The sequence below is a fragment of the Nocardioides sp. Z30_9 genome (assembly GCF_058215735.1).
Genome location: NZ_JBZAJF010000002.1, coordinates 1,133,006 through 1,152,542, shown reverse-complemented (window position 1 = coordinate 1,152,542; position 19,537 = coordinate 1,133,006). Strand labels below are relative to the sequence as shown.

Annotated in this window: 25 protein-coding genes; 13 read left to right on the top strand and 12 right to left on the bottom strand. The window is 71.8% G+C overall.

What is annotated here, in order from left to right; genetic code table 11:
• Positions 1–10 precede the first annotated feature (10 nt).
• Entirely contained in the window at positions 11–1,207 is a 1,197-nt protein-coding gene (locus AC4BGB_RS16310; protein WP_490547936.1) for an NAD(P)-dependent malic enzyme, read from the bottom strand.
• A gap of 117 nt (positions 1,208–1,324) precedes the next feature.
• Positions 1,325–1,696, bottom strand: coding sequence for a S24 family peptidase (locus AC4BGB_RS16305; protein ID WP_490548455.1), 372 nt, complete (start codon positions 1,694–1,696; stop codon positions 1,325–1,327).
• A gap of 142 nt (positions 1,697–1,838) precedes the next feature.
• Between AC4BGB_RS16305 and sodN the strand changes: the two genes are divergently transcribed.
• From sodN to AC4BGB_RS16270, 7 genes are all read left to right on the top strand, one after another.
• Positions 1,839–2,237, top strand: coding sequence for a superoxide dismutase, Ni (gene sodN / locus AC4BGB_RS16300; RefSeq protein ID WP_490547935.1), 399 nt, complete (start codon positions 1,839–1,841; stop codon positions 2,235–2,237).
• Positions 2,238–2,400: 163 nt separating this feature from the next.
• Positions 2,401–3,516, top strand: coding sequence for a glycosyltransferase (locus AC4BGB_RS16295; protein WP_490547934.1), 1,116 nt, complete (start codon positions 2,401–2,403; stop codon positions 3,514–3,516).
• Positions 3,513–4,592 (top strand): glycosyltransferase, encoded by a 1,080-nt coding sequence (locus AC4BGB_RS16290; RefSeq protein ID WP_490547932.1) that lies wholly within the window; start codon positions 3,513–3,515, stop codon positions 4,590–4,592. The genes AC4BGB_RS16295 and AC4BGB_RS16290 overlap by 4 nt, the downstream gene beginning before the upstream one ends.
• Positions 4,589–5,614, top strand: a complete 1,026-nt coding sequence (locus AC4BGB_RS16285; RefSeq protein ID WP_490547931.1) for a glycosyltransferase family protein — start codon at positions 4,589–4,591, stop codon at positions 5,612–5,614. The genes AC4BGB_RS16290 and AC4BGB_RS16285 overlap by 4 nt, the downstream gene beginning before the upstream one ends.
• On the top strand, positions 5,611–6,561 hold the full coding sequence (locus AC4BGB_RS16280) for a glycosyltransferase family 2 protein (RefSeq protein WP_490547930.1): 951 nt from the start codon (positions 5,611–5,613) through the stop codon (positions 6,559–6,561). Before AC4BGB_RS16285 ends, AC4BGB_RS16280 begins: the two co-directional genes overlap by 4 nt.
• Positions 6,558–6,938 carry an ATP-binding protein gene (locus tag AC4BGB_RS16275; RefSeq protein ID WP_490547929.1) on the top strand — a complete coding sequence of 127 codons (381 nt, stop codon included), beginning with the start codon at positions 6,558–6,560 and terminating at the stop codon, positions 6,936–6,938. The genes AC4BGB_RS16280 and AC4BGB_RS16275 overlap by 4 nt, the downstream gene beginning before the upstream one ends.
• Before the next feature lie 2 nt (positions 6,939–6,940).
• Positions 6,941–7,798 carry an RNA polymerase sigma factor SigF gene (locus AC4BGB_RS16270; RefSeq protein ID WP_490547928.1) on the top strand — a complete coding sequence of 286 codons (858 nt, stop codon included), beginning with the start codon at positions 6,941–6,943 and terminating at the stop codon, positions 7,796–7,798.
• Here the strand turns inward: AC4BGB_RS16270 and AC4BGB_RS16265 are convergent.
• Positions 7,791–8,150, bottom strand: coding sequence for a hypothetical protein (locus AC4BGB_RS16265; protein WP_490547927.1), 360 nt, complete (start codon positions 8,148–8,150; stop codon positions 7,791–7,793). The genes AC4BGB_RS16270 and AC4BGB_RS16265 overlap by 8 nt on opposite strands.
• Before the next feature lie 306 nt (positions 8,151–8,456).
• Between AC4BGB_RS16265 and AC4BGB_RS16260 the strand changes: the two genes are divergently transcribed.
• Positions 8,457–8,708, top strand: coding sequence for a WhiB family transcriptional regulator (locus AC4BGB_RS16260; RefSeq protein ID WP_027863177.1), 252 nt, complete (start codon positions 8,457–8,459; stop codon positions 8,706–8,708).
• 42 nt (positions 8,709–8,750) lie between these two features.
• Here AC4BGB_RS16260 and AC4BGB_RS16255 read toward each other — a convergent pair whose 3' ends face one another.
• On the bottom strand, positions 8,751–10,229 hold the full coding sequence (locus AC4BGB_RS16255; RefSeq protein WP_490547926.1) for a sensor histidine kinase: 1,479 nt from the start codon (positions 10,227–10,229) through the stop codon (positions 8,751–8,753).
• 67 nt (positions 10,230–10,296) lie between these two features.
• On the opposite strand from AC4BGB_RS16255, the gene AC4BGB_RS16250 reads away from it, so the two are divergent.
• Positions 10,297–12,000 (top strand): acetolactate synthase, encoded by a 1,704-nt coding sequence (locus tag AC4BGB_RS16250; RefSeq protein ID WP_490547925.1) that lies wholly within the window; start codon positions 10,297–10,299, stop codon positions 11,998–12,000.
• A gap of 14 nt (positions 12,001–12,014) precedes the next feature.
• Positions 12,015–12,506: a GNAT family N-acetyltransferase gene (locus AC4BGB_RS16245; RefSeq protein WP_490547924.1), complete on the top strand. Its 492-nt coding sequence runs from the start codon at positions 12,015–12,017 to the stop codon at positions 12,504–12,506.
• A 6-nt stretch (positions 12,507–12,512) separates the two neighbouring features.
• Here AC4BGB_RS16245 and AC4BGB_RS16240 read toward each other — a convergent pair whose 3' ends face one another.
• The 7 genes from AC4BGB_RS16240 to AC4BGB_RS16210 all read right to left on the bottom strand — a co-directional run bounded on the left by AC4BGB_RS16240 (position 12,513) and on the right by AC4BGB_RS16210 (position 16,118).
• The gene (locus tag AC4BGB_RS16240) at positions 12,513–12,917 is read right to left on the bottom strand and encodes a thioesterase family protein (protein ID WP_490547923.1); all 405 of its coding nucleotides are present in this window, start codon (positions 12,915–12,917) and stop codon (positions 12,513–12,515) included.
• Positions 12,914–13,402, bottom strand: coding sequence for a DUF6882 domain-containing protein (locus tag AC4BGB_RS16235; RefSeq protein WP_490547922.1), 489 nt, complete (start codon positions 13,400–13,402; stop codon positions 12,914–12,916). The genes AC4BGB_RS16240 and AC4BGB_RS16235 overlap by 4 nt, the downstream gene beginning before the upstream one ends.
• Positions 13,403–13,480: 78 nt before the next feature.
• Positions 13,481–13,555 (bottom strand): 50S ribosomal protein bL37, encoded by a 75-nt coding sequence (locus AC4BGB_RS16230; protein ID WP_371863162.1) that lies wholly within the window; start codon positions 13,553–13,555, stop codon positions 13,481–13,483.
• Between the two features lie 100 nt (positions 13,556–13,655).
• On the bottom strand, positions 13,656–13,961 hold the full coding sequence (gene rsrA / locus AC4BGB_RS16225; RefSeq protein WP_490547921.1) for a mycothiol system anti-sigma-R factor: 306 nt from the start codon (positions 13,959–13,961) through the stop codon (positions 13,656–13,658).
• Positions 13,958–14,614, bottom strand: a complete 657-nt coding sequence (locus AC4BGB_RS16220) for a sigma-70 family RNA polymerase sigma factor (protein ID WP_490547920.1) — start codon at positions 14,612–14,614, stop codon at positions 13,958–13,960. The genes rsrA and AC4BGB_RS16220 overlap by 4 nt, the downstream gene beginning before the upstream one ends.
• A 98-nt stretch (positions 14,615–14,712) precedes the next feature.
• Positions 14,713–15,357, bottom strand: coding sequence for an alpha/beta hydrolase family protein (locus AC4BGB_RS16215; protein WP_490547919.1), 645 nt, complete (start codon positions 15,355–15,357; stop codon positions 14,713–14,715).
• Positions 15,357–16,118: an SOS response-associated peptidase gene (locus AC4BGB_RS16210; protein WP_490547918.1), complete on the bottom strand. Its 762-nt coding sequence runs from the start codon at positions 16,116–16,118 to the stop codon at positions 15,357–15,359. Before AC4BGB_RS16210 ends, AC4BGB_RS16215 begins: the two co-directional genes overlap by 1 nt.
• A 103-nt stretch (positions 16,119–16,221) precedes the next feature.
• On the opposite strand from AC4BGB_RS16210, the gene AC4BGB_RS16205 reads away from it, so the two are divergent.
• From AC4BGB_RS16205 to rsgA, 3 genes are read left to right on the top strand one after another with little or no spacing between them, the layout of a single operon-like run.
• The gene (locus AC4BGB_RS16205; RefSeq protein ID WP_490547917.1) at positions 16,222–16,755 is read left to right on the top strand and encodes a DoxX family membrane protein; all 534 of its coding nucleotides are present in this window, start codon (positions 16,222–16,224) and stop codon (positions 16,753–16,755) included.
• A gap of 9 nt (positions 16,756–16,764) precedes the next feature.
• Positions 16,765–18,057 carry a 3-phosphoshikimate 1-carboxyvinyltransferase gene (gene aroA / locus AC4BGB_RS16200; RefSeq protein WP_490547916.1) on the top strand — a complete coding sequence of 431 codons (1,293 nt, stop codon included), beginning with the start codon at positions 16,765–16,767 and terminating at the stop codon, positions 18,055–18,057.
• The gene (gene rsgA / locus AC4BGB_RS16195; RefSeq protein ID WP_490547915.1) at positions 18,054–19,046 is read left to right on the top strand and encodes a ribosome small subunit-dependent GTPase A; all 993 of its coding nucleotides are present in this window, start codon (positions 18,054–18,056) and stop codon (positions 19,044–19,046) included. The genes aroA and rsgA overlap by 4 nt, the downstream gene beginning before the upstream one ends.
• Before the next feature lie 17 nt (positions 19,047–19,063).
• On the opposite strand, the gene AC4BGB_RS16190 is transcribed toward rsgA, so the two are convergent.
• Entirely contained in the window at positions 19,064–19,534 is a 471-nt protein-coding gene (locus tag AC4BGB_RS16190) for a DUF2231 domain-containing protein (RefSeq protein WP_490547914.1), read from the bottom strand.
• Positions 19,535–19,537 lie beyond the last annotated feature (3 nt).

Genomic DNA, 19,537 nt, shown 5'->3' with positions numbered 1-19,537 from the left:
CGGCGCACACTCAGCGTTTGGCAACCCCGTCGCGCCGCGCAGCCTCCGCCACGGCCGCTGCAACGGCCGGTCCGACCCTGGGGTCGAAGGGCGAGGGGATGATCAGGTCCTCGCGGAGCTCGTCGGAGACGATCGCCGCCAGCGCGTCGGCTGCCGCCAGCTTCATCCCCTCGGTGATCGCGCGGGCCCGGGCGTCGAAGGCACCACGGAAGATCCCCGGGAACGCGAGCACGTTGTTGATCTGGTTCGGGAAGTCGGAGCGTCCCGTGGCCACGATCCGTGCGTGCCGGTGGGCCACGTCGGGGTGCACCTCCGGCATCGGGTTGGCGAGCCCGAAGATGATCGCGTCCGGCGCCATCGTCGCGACGATCTCCTCGGGCACCGTGCCGCCCGAGAGACCGATGTAGACGTCGGCACCGGCCATCACGTCGGCGAGCGAGCCGGTGCGGCCGGTGAGGTCGGCGGTGATCGCGGCGAGCGCGAGCTTGGAGTCGTTGAGCGGGCCGCGCGCCGAGGCGAGCACACCGGACCGGTCCAGGACCGAGACGTCCTTGAGGCCCGCGGCGAGCAGGATCCGCGTCACGGCCACGCCCGCGGCGCCGGCCCCGGAGACGACGACCCGCGTGGTCTCCATCAGCCGGCCGGTCAGGCGCAGTGCGTTCTCCAGCGCGGCGAGCACCACGACCGCCGTACCGTGCTGGTCGTCGTGGAAGACGGGGATGTCGAGGCGCTGCTTGAGCCGCTCCTCGATCTCGAAGCACCGCGGTGCCGAGATGTCCTCGAGGTTGATCCCGCCGAAGCTCGGGGCGAGCCGGACCACGGTCTCCACGATCTCGTCCACGTCGACGGTGTCCAGGCAGATCGGCACGGCGTCGACGCCACCGAACTGCTTGAACAGCACGGCCTTGCCCTCCATCACCGGCATCGCGGCGCGCGGGCCGATGTCACCGAGACCCAGGACCGCGGTCCCGTCGGTGACCACGGCCACGGTGTTCGGGACCCAGGTGTAGTCGTCGGTGAGGCTGGGGTCGGCGGCGATCGCCTCGCACACCCGGGCCACGCCGGGGGTGTAGGCCAGCGAGAGGTCCTCGGGGCCGTTGAGGGCCACCCGGGAGGCGACCTCCATCTTGCCGCCGAGGTGCAGGGCGAAGACGGGGTCCTGGCGGCGGGCCTCGTCGAGATCAGAGCGGTGTTCGGGAGCAACCATGGACAGCATTCCTTGGGCGGAGGGGCGAATATGGGTGGTGTGGGCTGGCCGGGGCGAGTCGACGCGGGCAGGTGTGAGGCCGCGGAATCGCAACGGTGCGCGGGGGTGTCCCGTCGGTCATCGTCCCACAGGTCCCGGAGGGTCGGCCAGACGCCCGGGCCGCGGCCACACCCGCAGCAGCACCATGGCGAGTACGCCGCCCTCGGGGATCGCACCCCCGGACCACGAGTCGCGTCCCTCCAGCGGGTTGTCACGGGTGACCCACCAGCCCTCGGGGGCCAGGTGGTCCAGACGCTTCACCGCGACGATCCCGTCGGCGAACCGGACCACCGCCAACCGGCCGGCGCGGGGGGCGGCCCCGTGCAGCACCAGCAACCGGTCCCTGTCGTGAACCGTGGGCGTCATCGACCGGCCCCGGACCACCGCAAGACCGAGCTGTCTGGGTGTGCGTGCATGAGGAGACCGACCTCCGGGTAGGAACCGGTGCACGATCCTGCTCATCCGCATCGCGGTCACGTCTACCTCCCTCTGGAGCCGGACTCGCGGTCGGGAGTAGTGTCGCAGCCAGCCAGGCGCCGGAGTCCCAGCGCCGTCCTTGACACATCTGCGAGAGGAACCACCCCGGATGCTGATGAACAAGCTGTTCGCACCGACCATCGAGGTTTCCGCCCACTGCGATCTTCCGTGCGGTGTCTACGACCCGGCCCAGGCCCGCATCGAGGCCGAGTCGATCAAGGCGATCATCGCCAAGGTCGCGGACAACGACGACCCCGACTTCCGCACCCGCGCCATCCTGATCAAGGAGCAGCGCTCCGAGCTGGTCAAGCACCACCTGTGGGTGCTGTGGACCGACTACTTCAAGCCCCCGCACTTCGAGAAGTACCCCCAGCTCCACCAGCTCGTCAACGAGGCCACCAAGCTCGCCGGCGCCTCCGGCACCAAGGGTGAGCTCGACGCCGCCAAGGCCGACGAGCTGCTCGCCAAGATCGACGACATCGCCGAGATCTTCTGGGCGACCAAGAAGGCCTGAACTTCGTTCAGGCCTTCATGGTCTGAAACAGGGCACCACAGGACGCCGTCCCTCCGCACGTACGTCGCGGACCGGGGCGGCGTCGTGGTTCTCTGCGGGTGCTTGTCCCGACGGAGTGCGGGTACTCCCGCTCCATGAACGGCTCGACCACCTCACCACCTGCATGACCGGGCTCGTCCGGGCCCCACGCTCCGAGGAGTTCTCCCCACCGTCCGAGAGGGTGACGACGGTGGCCTCGGTGCCGGCTGCCCACGTCTACGTCCGGCACATCGCCCCTGAGCACCCCGACGGTGTCGTCCGGCTCCGTGACCCCGATCCGGACTGTCCCCAGCGTTCCACCGAACAACGGTGGTGGCCGCCGGTGATGCTCTGTCCGGAGTGGATCTCGGTCCACGACTTCGACGTCTTCCACGTCCAGTTCGGCTTCGACGCCTGGTCACCGGAGTCCCTGCGCGACATCGTCGACGCGGTGCACGCCAAGGGGCGTCCGTTCGTCTACACCGCGCACGACCTGCGCAACCCCCACCACGAGCAGCCGGGGCTGCACGACGCCCAGCTCGAGGTCCTGGTCCGGCAGGCAGATGCGGTCCTGACGCTGACACCGGGAGCCGCTGCGGAGATCGAGCGTCGCTGGGGCCGCAAGCCCGTCGTCCTCCCCCACCCGCACGTGGTCGAGCTCGAGACCATGGCGCGCGTCGCCCGGGCCGTCCCGGAGAAGCGTTCGACCTTCCGGGTGGGTCTGCACGTGAAGAGCCTGCGCGCGAGCATGGACCCGCTGGCGATCCTGCCGACGCTGGTGCGCACCGTGCGCGACCTCCCCGGCGCGGTCCTCCAGGTCAACGGGCACCGCGACGTCCTCGAGCCCGGCGGTGCCCGGGCCGACGCCGCCCTGACGGCGTACCTGCGCACGGCACAGGGCCGCGGTGAGCTCAAGCTCCACGTCCACGACTTCATGAGTGACGCGCGGCTGTGGGACTACCTCGATTCGCTCGACGTCTCGGTCCTGCCCTACCGGTTCGGGACCCACTCCGGCTGGCTGGAGGCGTGCCGGGACCTCGGCACCGCCGTGGTCGCTCCGACGTGCGGGTTCTTCGCCGAGCAGGGACCGGTGCACGGCTACCACCTCGACGAGGAGCGCTTCGACGAGCGCAGTCTGCGCCAGGCCCTGTACGACGCCTACGACCAGGGTCCGCCCCGGCCCGTCAGCGTCGGGGAACGCCGGCGTCAGCGCGAGCAGGTGGCGCAGGCGCACCGAGCCCTCTACCGGTCGTTGGCATGAGCCGGCGACTGCGCATCTGCCTGATCGCCTCCTCCCGGTTCCCGGTGCGGGAGCCGTTCATGGGAGGTCTCGAGGCGCACACCCACGCCCTGGCACGGGAGCTGCTCCGAGACGGACACCGGGTCAGCCTGTTCGCGTCTCCGGGCTCCGACCCCCGGCTCGGCGCGACGGAGCTGCCGCTGGCCCCGTTCTCGATGAGTCCGGCCGCACGCGCCGACGTGGGGACGACACCCCAGGCGTGGATGGAGGAGCACCACGTCTACCTGGACCTGATGCTCGGCCTCGCACGCGGCCGCATCGGCCCGTTCGACGTCGTGCACAACAACAGCCTGCACCACCTCCCCGTGGCGATGAGCGAGATCATCGACGTACCCGTGCTGACGACGCTGCACACCCCGCCGATCCCCTGGTTGGAGTCCGCGGTCCGGTTCGCCGCTGCGGACAGCCGGTTCGTCGCGGTCAGCCGCTGCATGTCGCGGGCCTGGAGCCATGCAGTCGAGCTGGAGGTGATCCACAACGGCGTCGACACCGACTTCTGGCAGGCGGGTCCCGGTGGCGCCGGGATCGTGTGGTCCGGCCGGATCGTGCCCGAGAAGGCGCCCCACGAAGCGCTGGACGCTGCCGCCCTCGCCGGCCTTCCGATCGCCCTCGCGGGCCCCGTGCACGACCCCGCCTACTTCGACCGCGAGGTGGTCCCCCGGCTGCACGGGCGAGCGCGCTACCTGGGGCACCTCGACGCGACCCAGCTCCGAGACCTGCTGGCGTCGGCATCGGTCGCGGTGGTCACCCCGCACTGGGACGAGCCGTTCGGCCTCGTCGCCGCCGAGGCGATGTCGTGCGGCACCCCGGTCGCGGCCTACGACCGCGGCGCCCTCGCGGAGATCGTCGACCCGGAGACCGGTGTGCTCGTGGCCGCCGGCGACGTCGAGGGGCTCGCCGCGGCGCTGGTCGATGCCTCGAGACGTGACCGGCGCGTCGTACGCCGGCGGATCCACGAGCACTTCTCGCTGACCAGGATGGTCTCGGAGTACGTGGCCACCTACCAGCGGATGGCAGGCCTGGCGGTGGCCGGATGATCGGCTACTACGTCCACCACCACGGCCGCGGACACCTCCACCGGGCACAGGCGCTGGCGCAGGCACTGGCGCGGACGACGGGCGAGACCACCACCGGCCTGAGCTCGCTCCCCCGACCGCCCGAGTGGTGCGGTCAGTGGCTGGAGCTGCCTCGCGACGACACGGCGCGGCTTCCCGGGGACGTCACCGCAGGCGGCCAGCTGCACTGGGTCCCGTACGGCGACACCGGCCTGCGCGCGAGATCGGCGGCCATCTCGGGCTGGCTGGAGACCGCGCGGCCGCGGCTGGTCGTGGTCGACGTGTCCGTCGAGGCCACGATCCTGGTCCGCCTGCACGGGGTCCCGGTCGTCGCGGTGCTGCTCCCCGGGTTGCGCACCGACCCGGCGCACCTGCTGGGCTACCGAGTGGCGTCGGCGGTGGTGACGTTCTCCCCGCTGGCCGCGAACGAGCTGGTCCCGGGCCTCCCGGACGACATCGCGCGGCGCGTCACCAGCCTCGGGGCCGTCTCCCGGTTTCCTGTCGTCCGCCCGGCCGGTGGCTCCCGCGTCGGCCCCAGCCGCGTACTGGTGCTGCAGGGCCAGGGCGGCGGGCCGTCATTGGCAGCCGGCAGCGCGGAGACACTGCGTGCCCACGCCCCGGACTGGCGCTGGACCGTCATCGGTGGACCGGACAGCTGGGTGGAGGATCCGTCGGCGAGCTTGCGCGAGGCCGACGTCGTGGTGACCAACGCCGGTGAGAGCGCGCTCGCGGACGTCGCCGCCCATCGGCGTCCCGCCGTCGTGATCCCGGCGGCACGCCCCTTCGGGGAGCAGGAGAGGACGGCGACCCTGCTCAGTCGCGGGGACTGGCCGGTCGTCGTGGTGCCCCGGCTCCCCGAGACCGGTGCGGGGGACCTCCTGAAGCGGGCCGCCCGGCTCGACGGCGCCCGGTGGCAGCACTGGTGCGACGGGCTCGCCGCAGACCGCTTCGCCCGCGTGATCGCGGGCGACGAAGCCCTCTCCGGCTCGAGGTCGGCCCGATGAGCGGGGTCGCGGTGGTGACGATCGCTCACGGCCGGCACGCGCACCTCGCCCGTCAGCTGCGCTCCCTCGGGGCCGGGACCCACACCCCGGACCACGTGGTGGTGGCCGTGGACGACCCCGTCCTCGAACGGGACGCTGCCGACGCCGGAGCCCACGTGGTGAGCATGCACGCCGACCCCGAGGCGCTGCCCCTCGCCGCCGCCCGGAACCTCGGCGCCACGGCCGCCCTCGAGCGCGGGGCAGCGACGCTGGTCTTCCTCGACGTCGACTGCCTGGCCGGGGCGACCCTGGTCGCCGGCTACCACCGTGCGGTGACCCGCTTCCCCGACACGATCTGGTCCGGTCCGGTGACCTACCTGCCCGCGGGGCTCACCGAGGACCAGCTGAGGCACCCCGAGGAGCACGACGACCCGCATCCGGCTCGCCCCGCACCGGGAGCCGGCGAGCTCGTGCACGGTGCTGATCCGGACCTGTTCTGGTCCTTGTCCTTCGCCCTGCACCGGGACGCGTGGCTGCACGATGGCGGGTTCTGCGAGGCCTACGTCGGCTACGGGGGCGAGGACACGGACTTCGCCCGCCAGGCGGAGCAGCGCGGGCTGCGGTTCGGGTGGACCGGCGACGCGCGTGCCTACCACCAGCACCACCGAACCCAGGAACCTCCGGTGCAGCACCTCCACGACATCGTGCGCAACGCCACCCTCTTCCACCAGCGCTGGGGCAGGTGGCCGATGCTCGGCTGGCTGCACGCCTTCGAGGAGCTCGGTCTCGTCGCCCGGACCGACCTCGGCTGGCAGCCACTGACCGGGCCGGGCGCCCACTCACACCAAGCGTCGAACCGGGCGTCACAGGCTGCCCGGACAGCGGCATCCGTGGACCCTGCACACGGCGGGACCTTCGGCACTAGTCTGTGTGCCACTCAGCCCCCTTCCCCGAGGACAGCCACGTGAGTTCCAACCCCGACGTCGAACTGCGTCTCCCTGCCGAGAGCGCCTACGTCGCCGTGCTGCGCATGACGACAGCCGGCCTCGCTGCACGGCTCGACTTCACCCTCGACGACATCGAGGACCTGCGCATGGCGGTGGGAGAAGCCTGCGCCCTGGTCCTGGAGCACTCCGACCCTGAAGGCGACCTGCACGCCACCTTCGACCTCAGTGACGGGTCGATCCGCGTGGCGGTCTCCGCGGACACCCTGGAGGACGCCGACCCCGACCAGCACAGCTTCGGCTGGCAGGTCCTCAGCGCCCTGACCAGCGACGTACGGTCCAGCCGTCAGGGGCGGCTGCGCTGGGTCTCGTTCACGGTGCGCTCAAGCATCGCGGCCTGAACGTGTCCGACCCTGTATCCGACTCCACCGAGGAGTCGCCTCGCGAGCTGCTCGGCGGCTCCGGCCCTCGCCGTCGTACGCCGCTGACCGCTCGCCAGATCTCGACGCGCGAGCAGAGCCATGCCCTGTTCACCGAGCTCACGGATCCCGCCACCTCCGAGGAGCGCCGGCTGGTGTGCCGCGACGAGCTGGTCCGGCTGCACCTGCCGCTCGTGGACCACTGCGCCCGCAGGTTCATCAACCGTGGCGAACCGCTCGACGACCTGATCCAGGTCGGCACGATCGGGCTGATCAAGTCCGTGGACCGGTTCGACACTGCTCGCGGCGTGGAGTTCTCCACCTATGCCACGCCCACGATCCTCGGCGAGATCAAGCGCTACTTCCGCGACAAGGGCTGGGCGATCCGCGTCCCCCGGCGGTTGCAGGAGCTGCGGATGTCGATCGGGGCGATCACCGGCGAGATGGCCCAGGACCTCGGTCGCTCCCCCACGCCGCGTGAGATCGCCGACAAGCTGGAGATCACCGTGGAGGAGGTGATGGAGGGCCTCGAGTCCGCCAACGCCTACACCACGCTGTCCCTCGACGCCGGGGACAGCGACGACGAGGGACAGGGCAACACCATGCTCGACACGCTGGGCAGCGAGGACGAGTCGCTCGCCCACGTGGAGCTCCGCGAGTCGATCAAGCCCCTGATCGAGCAGCTGCCGTCCCGCGAGAAGCGGATCCTGCTGCTGCGGTTCTTCCGGGGCATGACGCAGTCCCAGATCGCCGAGGAGATCGGCGTCTCGCAGATGCACGTCTCGCGGTTGCTCAACCGCACCCTCGCGCAGCTGCGCACCTCGCTGAGCGAGGTCAGCTAGGCCCGTCGGAGGCCTCGGAGAGCGCCTCGATCGACCGCCGGTGGAGCAGCCCGCCGAGCGCGACGACGGCGAGCACCAGCAACCCGACCGCCACCCAGGTCGTGTCGCCGCCACGGAAGTTCCACGCGAGCCCGAGGCAGATGATCTGGGTCAGCATCACCGGCCCCCGCGCCCACGTCCGCACCCGGCTCAGCCCCCAGGCGCACCCGGCCAGTCCGGCCCCGAACACGAGGAACAGCAGCGCGGTGGTCAGCCCCATCACGAGCCTGTCCCTGTCGAGGCTGAACAGCTCGGCCACACCGAAACCGAAGGTCAGCAGGCCTTCGACCAGCGTGATTGCCGCGGCGGCCACAAGGGGCCCCGGAGTACCATGGAAGGGGTACGGCGACCTCGTCGAGGGATCTGGTTCAGACCCCTCGCCCCGAGGCCGGAGATGGGATTCACTCACGACCGAAAGCCTATTCCGTCGCTCTCTGTGACCAACCTGACGATCCGAAGGGCTTGTCATCGAGGCGCAGAGTTGCGACGATCATTTTGTTGCGTTTGCGGTAGACGATGCGCGCGCGCACCACAATCACCCTTCCGTTCCCCCTCTCACCTTGGGGTCCGGCCCACATCGTGAAATCATTCACTAGCTAGAGTTCGGAGTTCCCCAATCATGGATTGGCGTCACCGCTCCGCGTGCCTCGACGAGGACCCGGAATTGTTCTTCCCGATCGGCAACACCGGTCCTGCGATCCTGCAGATCGAGGAGGCCAAGCAGGTGTGCCGCAGGTGCGACGTGCGCGAGCAGTGTCTCGCCTGGGCCCTCGAGGCCGGCCAGGACCACGGCGTGTGGGGCGGACTCAGCGAGGACGAGCGCCGCGCGCTGAAGCGGCGCAACGCCCGGGCCCGGGTCCGCACCGCCTGAGGCGGCCTCCCCAACCCCTACTCGGACGCACGGCAGTGCCGGTCAGCGCGGCTGGCCGGCAACGTTCGGCACCACGACCGCGACCCGCGTTCCGGGGCCGTCACCGCGCGCCCCGAGGGTGATCTCACCGCCGAGCTCGGCGACGAGCGTGCTCACGATGGACAGCCCCAGGCTCGAGGCCTTCTCGAGGTCGAAGCCGGTGGGCAGCCCCACGCCGTCGTCCTCGATGACCAGGCGCAGGCCGTCCCCGTCGCGGGCGCACGAGATCTCGATCAGCCCGCCGTGCTCGGCGTCGAAGGCGTGCTCGACCGCGTTCTGGATCAGCTCGGTGTAGACCATCGCCAGCGGCGTCGCGGCGTCCGAGCTGATCGCACCGAACGACCCGGTACGCCGCGTGCGGATCGGGACCCCCTGCGACCCGACGTCGGTCACCAGCCGGGTGAGCCGGTCCGTGACGTCATCGAAGTCGACAGTCTCGTCGAAGGCCTGGCTCAGGGTCTCGTGGACGACCGCGATCGCCCCGACCCGGCGTACCGCCTCCTCGAGCGCGACCCGCCCCTCGGGGATGCCGATGCGTCGCGCCTGCAGCCGGAGCAGCGCAGCCACCGTCTGCAGGTTGTTCTTCACGCGGTGGTGGATCTCGCGGATGGTCGCGTCCTTGGTGACCAGCTCCCGCTCGCGACGCCGCAGCTCGGTCACGTCGCGCAGCAGCACCAGCCCTCCGGTGTGCTCCCCCTCGGGACTGAGCGGGATCGCCCGGAGCACCACGGTGGCGAGCGCGCTCCCGAGCTCGGTGTCCCGGGGAATCCTCCCGCCGAGCACGGCACTGATCGTCTCCTCGTCCGCGCGCATGGCCGGGGGGATCAGCCCCCGGGTGACATCGGCGAGCGACTGGCCGCTGAGGTCACCTGTCAGGCCGAGCTTGCGGTAGACCGAGAGCGCGTTCGGGCTCGCGTAGGTCACCCTCCCGGTGGCGTCCACGCGGATGAAGCCGTCCCCGACGCGGGCGGTGTCGGCATGGTCCGAGCGCTCCCCGGGGAACGGGAAGCTGCCGCGGCTGATCATCTGCGAGAGCTCGCTGGCGGTCTGCAGGTAGGAGAGCTCCAGCCGGCTCGGCGTACGCACGCCCTGGAGGTTGGTGTTGCGCGCCACCACCGCGATCAGCCGATCACCGCGCCGTACCGGGATCGCCTCGACCCGCACGGGCACGTCGTCGCGCCACTCCGGGTCGCCCTCGCGCGCGATCCGGCCGTCGCGCAGTGCCATGTCCAGCAGGGGCCGCTTGCCGGCCTCCATGAACGAGCCGACGATGTCGTCGACGAACGCGGTCGGCCCGGTGGTGGGGCGCATCTGGCCACCGGCCCAGTACCCCGACCCGTCGCGCGCCGGCAGCCACAGCACCAGGTCGGCGAAGCTCAGGTCGGCGACGATCTGCCAGTCCGCCAGCAGCAACGAGAGCCACTCCACGTCCTCGGCGGAGAGGTCGGTGTGGACCCGGGCGAGCTCCTGGAGGGACGGCACCGACTCAGCCTACGGATCCCGGCACGACTGCACGCTCGGCGGGCTACGGACCCGCTAACCTCGCGTCATGACGCAGGCACCTGAGCAGGACACTGACCCGCAGACCACCTCCGAGGCCGGGGGCGCCGTCGAGGCGCACTCGGGGCAGCACGCGGTCGCGGTCGCACGGGCACACGGTGTCGAGGCGATGTTCACCCTCTCGGGCGCCCACGTCTTCCCGATGTACGACGGAGCAGTGACCGCCGACCCGCAGATGCGGATCATCGACGTGCGCCACGAGCAGACGGCTGCGTTCGCCGCGGAGGCGACGGGCAAGCTGACCCGCAAGCCGGGGCTGGCCGTGCTGACCGCGGGGCCGGGCGTCACCAACGGGGTGAGCGCGATCGCGCAGGCGCAGTTCAACGGCTCCCCGCTCGTGGTGGTCGGCGGACGCGCGCCGGCCAACCGCTGGGGCATGGGCTCGCTGCAGGAGCTCGACCAGCCGCCGATCATGGCGCCGGTCTCGAAGCTCTCGCGCACGATCCACACCGCCGGCGAGGTGGCCGAGGGCATCGACGAGGCGTTCACCGTCGCGGGCTCCTCGCACCGGGGACCGGTCTTCGTCGACATCCCGATGGACGAGTTCTTCAACTCCTCCACCTCCACCAGGCCGGCCGTCGGACCCCGTCGCGGCGCCGAGCCCGACGGCGACGTGCTCTCCGACATCGCCGAGCTGCTGGGGCAGGCGCAGCGTCCCGTCCTGGTGATGGGTACCGACGTCTGGGCCGACGGCGGCGAGGAGGCCGCGCTGCGCCTGGTCGAGGAGACCGGCATCCCGGCGATCACCAACGGGATGGGCCGCGGGGTCATCCCCGGTGGCCACCCGCTGCTCGTCACCAAGGCCCGCGGCGTGGCGCTGGGCGGTGCCGACCTCGTCGTCGTCGCCGGCACCCCCCTGGACTTCCGCCTCGGGTACGGCGTCTTCGGCGGCAAGGAGGGAGCCGTGCCCGCACGCGTCGTACACCTCGCCGACTCCCCCGGCCAGCTCTCCGCGCACGCCGACCTGGCCGCGCAGGCCTCCGGCGACATGACCCTGATCCTGGACGGCCTGCGGGAGGCCGTTGCGGGCCTGGTCCGGCGGCCCGACTGGGCCGCATGGGTCGCCAAGCTGCAGGACACCGCGAAGGCTGCCGCCGCGCGCGACGCCGAGCTGCTCAGCGCCACCGCCGACCCGATCCACCCTGCCCGGATCTACGGCGAGCTCGTCCCCCGCCTGGCCGAGGACGCGATCGTCATCGGCGACGGCGGCGACTTCGTCTCCTTCGCCGGCAAGTTCGTCGAGCCCAAGCGCCCCGGTGGGTGGCTCGACCCGGGCCCCTACGGCTGCCTCGGCGCCGGCCTCGGCGCGGCCATCGCGGCGCGCCTGGCCCGGCCCTCCGCGCAGGTCGTGCTGCTGTACGGCGACGGCGCCGCGGGCATGTCCCTCATGGACGTGGACACCCTGGTCCGGCACAACCTCCCGGTCGTGATGATCTGCGGCAACAACTCGGCCTGGGGTCTGGAGAAGCAGCCGATGCAGATGCTCTACGGGTACGACGTGGCCGCCGACCTCGCGCCGGGGACCCGCTACGACGAGGTGGTCAAGGCGCTCGGTGGCGGTGGCGAGACCGTCACCGACCCCCGCGAGATCGGCCCGGCCATCGACCGCGCCTTCGCCGCGAACGTGCCCTACCTGGTCAACGTGATCACCGACGTGAACGCGGCCTACCCGCGCAACACGTTCGGCATCTGACGCCGGGCCCGGGCATGGAGATCCGCCGGGTCCTGGACGCGGAGCTCGAGGAGGTCGGCCGGCTCACCGCTCAGGTGTACCTCGACGACGGGTTCCTCACCGAGGGCGACGAGTACGTCCACGAGCTCCTCGCCACGGCTCGCCGTGCCCGGGAGGCGGAGGTCTGGGTCGCCGTCGACGAGGGCAGGCTGCTCGGGTCGGTGACGTTCTGCCCGGTCGGGTCGGCGTACCGCGAGATCGGTCGCGGCGGCGAGGGCGAGTTCCGGATGCTCGCGGTCAACCCCGCGGCACGCGGCCGCGGGGTCGGCCGGGCGCTGGTCGAGCTGTGCCTGGAACGCTCCCGCGCCCTGGGGTACACGGGTGTCCGGATGTCCACGATGGACAAGATGACCGCGGCCCACCGGGTCTACCAGCGGCTCGGCTTCACCCGGGTCCCGGAGGACGACTGGTCGCCCAGCCCTGGGGTGCTGCTGCTCGCCTACGAGCTCCCGCTGACGACGGACTGAGTCCCCTCAGCGAGGGTCCGGCGCGGGGACGCGCGACATGAACTTCTCCGCGTCGACCACCACCCGGGTCACCTCGCCGGAGCCGACGAGCCTGCCGCCCTGGCGCGCGGCCACCGTGAACCTGGCCAGCCGCCCGTCCACGTGCACCACGCTCGCCGTGATCTCGACCGTGCTGCCCACCGGCGACGGCGCCGTGTGCTCGAGCGTCACCCGGGTGCCGACGCTGGTCTGGCTCTCCTCCAGCGCCGGGGCGATCGCCGCACACGTGGCAGCCTCGCACCACGCGAGCAGGCGCGGGGTGCCCAGCACCGGCAGGCTGCCGGAGCCGACCGCTGACGCGGTGTCGTCGTCGCCGACGGTGCGCTCCAGCGTGGCCACGAGCCCGGCGGCGAGCGGCGCGGCGGCGCTCACGAGAGCGCCGGCTCGAAGGTGGAGACCCGGCCCCCGGACTCCTCGATGGTGACGGCCCCGAAGCTGATGTAGGTGGCCAGCTGCCCGTCGTAGGGGTGGTAGAGCCCGGTGCCGCCGGTGGCGGCGAACGCGAGCGCGATCAGGTCACGCACCTGCTCCTCGTCCAGCTTCAGCGGCGAGGAGCTCAGCGCCGGGACCTGGTGCTCGACCCCGAAGGTGCGCACCTCGACGGCCGTCGCTCGCAGGTGCTCGGCGATGGTCTCGTTGTCCCAGGCCCAGACGAAGCTGCTCACCTTGCTGTTCCAGGAGGCGAGGATCTGGGCGGGGGCGGAGACGACCCGGTCCTCGAAGGCCCACCTGATCGTGCCGGTGGCCTGGTCGAGGACCCAGCGCTGCGCCGTACCGAGGCCCCACCGCTCGGCGTGCGCCTGGGTGGTCAGGTCGATCAGTTCGCGGCCCCGCAGCAGGAGCGACTCGAGTTCCATGGAGACATCCAAACATCATTCGAGCCCCGGACCGTGGGTCCGGGGCTCGAATGGATGGTTGCTGGGCCTGAGCCAGGCTCAGGCGTTGGGGCGCTTGCCGTGGTTCGCTGCCTTCTTCTTGCGAGCGCGGCGCTTGCGGCCTGTCTTGCCCATGAGGTCCTCCTACGTCGACGGCTCCGTGGAGTCTCCCTCGAAGCGAGACTCATCTTCTCATCGAGGCCGGGCAGAAGCGAAATCGGCGGTCTCGGCCCACTCAGTCCTGGGGGCTGATCCGGATCTGGACCTGCTTGATCGTGAGCTGCACCCGCTGGCGCAGCGCCATCGGGGCGACCTCGGTGCAGGACCGGGCGACCAGGCTCTTGACCGTGCGCTCGAGGTCGTAGCGGGCCAGGCAGGGGCCGCACTCGTCGAGGTGGTGCTGGATCTCGGCGCACCCGGCGGCGTCCAGCTCGTTGTCGAGGAAGAAGAACACGCGCCCGAGGACCTCGGAGCAGTCCGCGTCGGGCAGCGGGGTGTTCGTCTCGGGTGCTCCGGCTCCCTCGGTGGGGCCGCCGCTCATCGCGAGCCCCCCTTCGATCCGCTCGGGAGCAGGTCGTGCTCGCGCACGTAGCCGGTGAGCATCTCGCGCAGCTGGCGCCGTCCGCGGTGGAGCCGGGACATCACGGTGCCGATCGGCGTCTCCATGATCTCGGCGATCTCCTTGTACGGGAAACCCTCGACGTCGGCGAGGTAGACCGCGAGCCGGAAGTCCTCGGGGAGTCGCTGCAGGGCGTCCTTGACGTCGGAGTCGGGGAGGTGCTCCAGCGCCTCCATCTCCGCGGACTTCAAGCCACGGGAGGAGTGCGACTCGGCGCGGGCCAGCTGCCAGTCCTCGACGTCCTCGGCCATCGACTGCTGCGGCTCGCGCTGCTTCTTGCGGTAGGTGTTGATGAACGTGTTCGTCAGGATGCGGTAGAGCCACGCCTTGAGGTTCGTGCCCGGCCGGAACTGGTGGAAGGACCCGTAGGCCTTGGCGAAGGTCTCCTGGACGAGGTCCTCGGCGTCGGCCGGGTTGCGGGTCATCCGCATGGCGGCGGAGTACAGCTGGTCCAGGAACGGCAGCGCGTCGCGCTCGAAGCGCGCCTGGCGGTCGACCTCGCTCTCGGTGGCGGGATCGATGTCAGCGGGGTCGACGTCGACGAGGCCCAGGGCCTCGATTTCAGAATCACTCATCGTTCCCCAGACTACCGGGGTCTGCTCATCGGCAGGTCGGTCGAGTGTGTCGAGCACGGGCATCTCCTCCAGACGCAATCTCCACTCCCAACGCAGCGTCAGCGGTTTCGATTCCCCGCGACCTCACGCACCACCCACTCCAGAGTCGCCTCCAGCACGACGGCCAGCGCGTCGGCCTGGCTCACCGGGGCCGACTTCGGCACCTTCATCGAGTGGTCGGCAGCGGGTACGACGGCCAGGTCCACGCCCGCCGGGAACTCCGCCGGGGTGCCGAAGGGGTCCCGCTCCCCCTGCACGACCAGCACCGGGACCCTGGCGCCCTGGAGCTCCGGAAGCCTCGACTTCTCCGGCTTGCCCGGAGGGTGGAGCGGGAACGAGAGCGCCAGCACCCCCCGCGCCCCGACGGTGCGCCCGATCCGGCACGCCGAGCGGGCGCCGGCGCTGCGGCCACCCAGGACCAGCGGGCTCCGGGTGCGCATGCTGTTGAGCACGGCGCGGTAGCACTCGTCGATCGCGGGCGGTGGCGGTGCGAGCCGCTGGCCCGCCACCCGCCACGGCATCTCCACCAGGGTCACCGAGATGTCCTGCTGCGGGAGCGTGCGCGCCAGCCTGACCAGGTCGGGCGCGTCGATCCCCCCGCCCGCCCCGTGGGTGAGCACCACGGTGGCGATCGGCCGCTTGGCCCGGCGTACGACGAGCCGCGCCTCGCCCCGGGGAGTGGGCACCATCCGCTCGATCGGCATCAGCTCTCGCCTTCCAGTGGCAGCGGCACCACGAGTTCGGGACCGTTGTTCTTCACGTTCGAGACCAGTGGCGCGACCGGGAACGCCTCCAGCCTGCCGGGCGCGGCCGGCTCCAGCAGCCCGAGCAGGTCGCTCTTGTCGTGGTGGCGCGGGTCCAGCCACTCGTCGTACCGGTCGGGGGTCAGCATCAACGGCATCCGGTCGTGGATGTGGCCCAGCGAGTCCTCGGCGGCGGTGGTCAGCACGGTGCAGGTCCAGCGGAACCGGGTCGGGTCGTCGTCGGCCTTCGCGGGGTCGCGCCAGATCTCGTAGAGCCCGGCCATGGCGAGCACCCCGCCGTCCCGGGGCCGGATGAAGTACGGCTGCTTGCGCGGCTTGCCCGCCTTGGTCTTCTCCTCGGTGGGGTACCACTCGTAGTAGCCGTCGGCCGGCAGGATCGTGCGTCGCTTCTCGAACGCCCGGCGGTAGGCGGGCTTCTCCGCGACGGTCTCCATGCGGGCGTTGATCATCCGGTTCCCGACGGCCGGGTCCTTGGCCCAGAACGGGACCAGCCCCCAGGTGAGCACCCGCAGCTGCCGCTCGGGCACCGCCTCGGGGCCAGCACCCGCATCTCCGCTCGGAGGGCGCTCGACGACGGCGTACACCTCCTTGGTGGGGGCGACGTTGTAGTCGGGCTCGAGGTGCGGGAGGTCCGGGTTGCGGATCTCGAACTCCTCCACGAGGTCCTCGGGCTGCCTGCTCGAGGCGTAGCGACCACACATGCGGCCAAGGCTAGTGCCGCACGGGCAGCCGGGTCGCCGCGTCGGTGTCCGGAACCGGCAGCACCCTGGTTGAGCCGTCGGACATCGGGGTATTGGTGAAGCCATGACTGCCACTCGCCTGCTCGCCCGCCCCCTGCTCGCGTCCGTCTTCGTGGTCGGTGGCGTGGGCACGTTGAAGAACGCACCCGCCGTCGCCGCGAAGGCGAAGCCGGCCATCGACCGCTTCCGGCCGATGGTCGCGAAGGCCGCCCCGCAGCTGCCGATCCCCGAGGACAGCGTGACGCTGGTCCGGATCAACGCCGCCGCGCAGATCTTCGCCGCCGTGGCGCTCGCCCGTGGCCGGGCACCCCGCCTGTCCAGCACGGTCCTCGCTGCCTCACTGCTGCCCACCACCGTCTTGGGGCACCCGTTCTGGCAGGAGTCCGACCCGGTCGCGAAGGCGCACCAGCGCCAGGACTTCTTCAAGAACCTCTCCGTGCTCGGCGGGCTCTTCCTCGCCGCGGTCGACACCGAGGGCCGGCCGGGAATCGCCTGGCGCGCCCGGCACGGTGCGACCTCGGTACGCCGCGAGGCCAGGCACCTCGGCCGCGAGGCCAAGCTGCAGGCCAAGGTCGCAGCGAAGTCGATGGGCCAATAGCCTCGGTGCGTGCACCCAACCTCCAGTCCTGACCCGGCGCTGTGGCCGGCACCGGTCGCGCGCCACCCCCTGGACGCACGCGTCGAGCTGCCCGGATCCAAGTCGCTGACCAACCGCGCCCTGGTCCTGGCGGCGCTGTCGAACGGCCCCTCGGTGGTACGCCGGGCGCTGCGCTCGCGCGACACCGAGCTGATGGCGACCGCGCTCTCCACGCTCGGGTCGACCGTGGTGACCACCGACGACGACTGGCTCGTCTTCCCCGGACCGCTCCGAGGCGGGACGATCGACTGCGGCCTGGCCGGCACCGTGATGCGCTTCGTGCCCCCGGTGGCCGCCCTGGCCAAGGGGCAGGTGCACTTCGACGGCGACCCGCACGCGAGGACACGCCCGATGGGCGGGGTGCTCGACGCCCTGCGCCAGCTCGGCGTGAACATCGACGACGAGGGCCGCGGGGTGCTGCCGTTCACCGTGAACGGCTCCGGGCGGGTCCGCGGCGGCTCGGTGACCATCGACGCCTCCTCCTCGAGCCAGTTCGTCTCGGCGCTGCTGCTCGCCGGGGCGGCGTACGCCGAGGGCGTGGTGGTGCGTCACGAGGGGCCACCGGTGCCCTCGTTGCCGCACATCGAGATGACGATCGAGAGCCTGCGTGAGCACGGCGTCGAGGTGGTCGTGGGCCACGACGACGGCGCGGACACGTGGACGGTCGCACCCACCCGGATCCAGGCCGTGGACGTCACGATCGAGCCGGACCTGTCCAACGCCGCACCCTTCCTGATGCTCGCGATGACCAGCGGCGGCCGGATCCGGGTCCCGGGCTGGCCGCGCCGGACCACCCAGGCCGGTGACGCTCTGCGTGGCATCCTCGGCGAGATGGGGGCCGAGGTGACGCTCGACGACGACGGGCTGACCCTCGCCGCCGGCGAGACGCTCCTGGGGATCGACGCCGATCTGCACGACGTCGGCGAGCTCACCCCCGCGGTGGCCTCCCTGTGCGCCCTGGCCTCCACCCCGTCCCGGCTGCGGGGCGTCGCGCACATCAGGGGGCACGAGACCGACCGCATCTCCGCGCTGGCAGCCGAGCTCGGCGGCCTCGGGGCGGCGGTCACCGAGCACCCCGACGGCCTGTCCTTCGAGCCCGCGACGCTGCACGGCGGCACCTTCCACACCTACGCCGACCATCGGATGGCGCACGCGGCGGTGGTGGTCGGGTCCGCGGTCGACGGCGTGCTCGTCGAGGACGTCGCCACCACCTCCAAGACGTTCCCCGGCTTCGCCGACGTGTGGGCGGGGCTGGTGCGATGACGACGGGCCGCTACGGCGAGCACGATCCCGAGAGCTACGAGCGCCCGCGGCGGCACACCCGCCCCCGGACCAAGGACCGGCCGGCGTACGCCGACGCCGTCCCCGCGGTGGTGGTCACCGTGGACCGGGGCCGCTACACCTGCCGGCTCGGCGAGCACGAGCCCATCGTCACCGCGATGAAGTCCCGCGCGCTGGGCCCCAAGGCCGTGATCACCGGCGACCGCGTGCGCCTGGTCGGCGACACCTCCGGCGCGGACGGCTCCCTGGCGCGGATCGTGAGCGTGGACGAGCGCAAGACGGTGCTGCGTCGTACCGCCGACGACGACGACCCCGTCGAGCGGGTGATCGTCGCCAACGCCGACCAGCTCGTGATCGTGACCGCCCTCGCCGACCCCGAGCCGCGCCAGGGACTGATCGACCGCGCACTCGTGGCGGCGTACGACGCGAAGATGGATCCCCTGCTCTGCCTGACCAAGGCCGACCTCGCCGACCCGGAGCCGCTGCTGTCGAGCTACCGGCCGCTGGGGGTGCCCTACGTGGTGACCCAGCGCGGCGCCGACCTCACCGACATCGTCGACCGCCTCGCGGGCCGCACCAGCGTGCTGCTCGGGCACAGCGGGGTCGGCAAGTCCACGCTGGTCAACGCCCTTGTCCCGGACGCCTTCCGCGAGGTCGGCGTGGTCAACGCCGTGACCGGTCGCGGCCGGCACACCTCCGTGACCGCGCTGATGCTGGCGCTGCCCGGCGGGGGCTGGATCGTGGACACCCCCGGCATCCGCTCCTTCGGGCTCGCCCACGTGGAGCCGGACAAGCTGATCGAGGCGTTCCCGGACCTGCACGAGCTGACCCACACGTGCCCGCGTGGCTGCACGCACGGCGAGAACGAGCCCGAGTGCGGGCTGAGCGAGGCCACCGGCCCGGAGGCCGACCGGGTGAGCTCGTTCCGCAGGCTGCTCGCGAGCCGCGAGGCCGGCGACCAGCACTACTGAGCCCGGCCGAGCGCGGGCTACTGCTGCCAGACCGCCTGGGCGCCCGCGTCCCCGGTGAGCACCACCAGCACGAGCGCCACCACCGAGACCAGGGGCAGCAGCACCATCAGCGGCTTCTCCAGCGCCGCGACCTTGCCCACCCGGTCCCTGCCCCCGCTGAGGCGGGTCACGTGCGGCAGGACCCAGAACGCCACCGCGACCACCGCCGCGAAGACCCACATCGCGATCATCAGGCGCTCGCCCCACTCCTCGTGGGTCTGCACGAGCGGCGACGCCCCCAGGCCCCGGTCCTCGGCGAGCTGCTCACCGGACCGGGTGGCGACGAACGCGGCCGCGGTCGCGACCAGCGTCAGCAGGAGTGCAGGCCAGCGGGCGATCCAGCGCCACCTCGGGACCGCCATCGCGGTCGAGGCCAGGGCTGCCAGGGGCACGAAGGCCACGACGGCATGGATGACGAGCGGGTGGAGCGGAAGGCCGTTGATCTCCATGCG

Excerpts from the sequence above, each read along its gene's own strand:
- AC4BGB_RS16310 (WP_490547936.1), bottom strand. The coding sequence starts at position 1,207 with ATGGTTGCTCCCGAACACCGCTCTGATCTCGACGAGGCCCGCCGCCAG.
- sodN (WP_490547935.1), top strand. The coding sequence starts at position 1,839 with ATGAACAAGCTGTTCGCACCGACCATCGAGGTTTCCGCCCACTGCGAT.
- AC4BGB_RS16295 (WP_490547934.1), top strand. The coding sequence starts at position 2,401 with ATGACCGGGCTCGTCCGGGCCCCACGCTCCGAGGAGTTCTCCCCACCG.
- AC4BGB_RS16290 (WP_490547932.1), top strand. The coding sequence starts at position 3,513 with ATGAGCCGGCGACTGCGCATCTGCCTGATCGCCTCCTCCCGGTTCCCG.
- AC4BGB_RS16285 (WP_490547931.1), top strand. The coding sequence starts at position 4,589 with ATGATCGGCTACTACGTCCACCACCACGGCCGCGGACACCTCCACCGG.
- AC4BGB_RS16280 (WP_490547930.1), top strand. The coding sequence starts at position 5,611 with ATGAGCGGGGTCGCGGTGGTGACGATCGCTCACGGCCGGCACGCGCAC.
- AC4BGB_RS16260 (WP_027863177.1), top strand. The coding sequence starts at position 8,457 with ATGGATTGGCGTCACCGCTCCGCGTGCCTCGACGAGGACCCGGAATTG.
- AC4BGB_RS16250 (WP_490547925.1), top strand. The coding sequence starts at position 10,297 with ATGACGCAGGCACCTGAGCAGGACACTGACCCGCAGACCACCTCCGAG.
- AC4BGB_RS16245 (WP_490547924.1), top strand. The coding sequence starts at position 12,015 with ATGGAGATCCGCCGGGTCCTGGACGCGGAGCTCGAGGAGGTCGGCCGG.
- AC4BGB_RS16235 (WP_490547922.1), bottom strand. The coding sequence starts at position 13,402 with ATGGAACTCGAGTCGCTCCTGCTGCGGGGCCGCGAACTGATCGACCTG.
- rsrA (WP_490547921.1), bottom strand. The coding sequence starts at position 13,961 with ATGAGCGGCGGCCCCACCGAGGGAGCCGGAGCACCCGAGACGAACACC.
- AC4BGB_RS16220 (WP_490547920.1), bottom strand. The coding sequence starts at position 14,614 with ATGAGTGATTCTGAAATCGAGGCCCTGGGCCTCGTCGACGTCGACCCC.
- AC4BGB_RS16215 (WP_490547919.1), bottom strand. The coding sequence starts at position 15,357 with ATGCCGATCGAGCGGATGGTGCCCACTCCCCGGGGCGAGGCGCGGCTC.
- AC4BGB_RS16210 (WP_490547918.1), bottom strand. The coding sequence starts at position 16,118 with ATGTGTGGTCGCTACGCCTCGAGCAGGCAGCCCGAGGACCTCGTGGAG.
- AC4BGB_RS16205 (WP_490547917.1), top strand. The coding sequence starts at position 16,222 with ATGACTGCCACTCGCCTGCTCGCCCGCCCCCTGCTCGCGTCCGTCTTC.
- rsgA (WP_490547915.1), top strand. The coding sequence starts at position 18,054 with ATGACGACGGGCCGCTACGGCGAGCACGATCCCGAGAGCTACGAGCGC.
- AC4BGB_RS16190 (WP_490547914.1), bottom strand. The coding sequence starts at position 19,534 with ATGGAGATCAACGGCCTTCCGCTCCACCCGCTCGTCATCCATGCCGTC.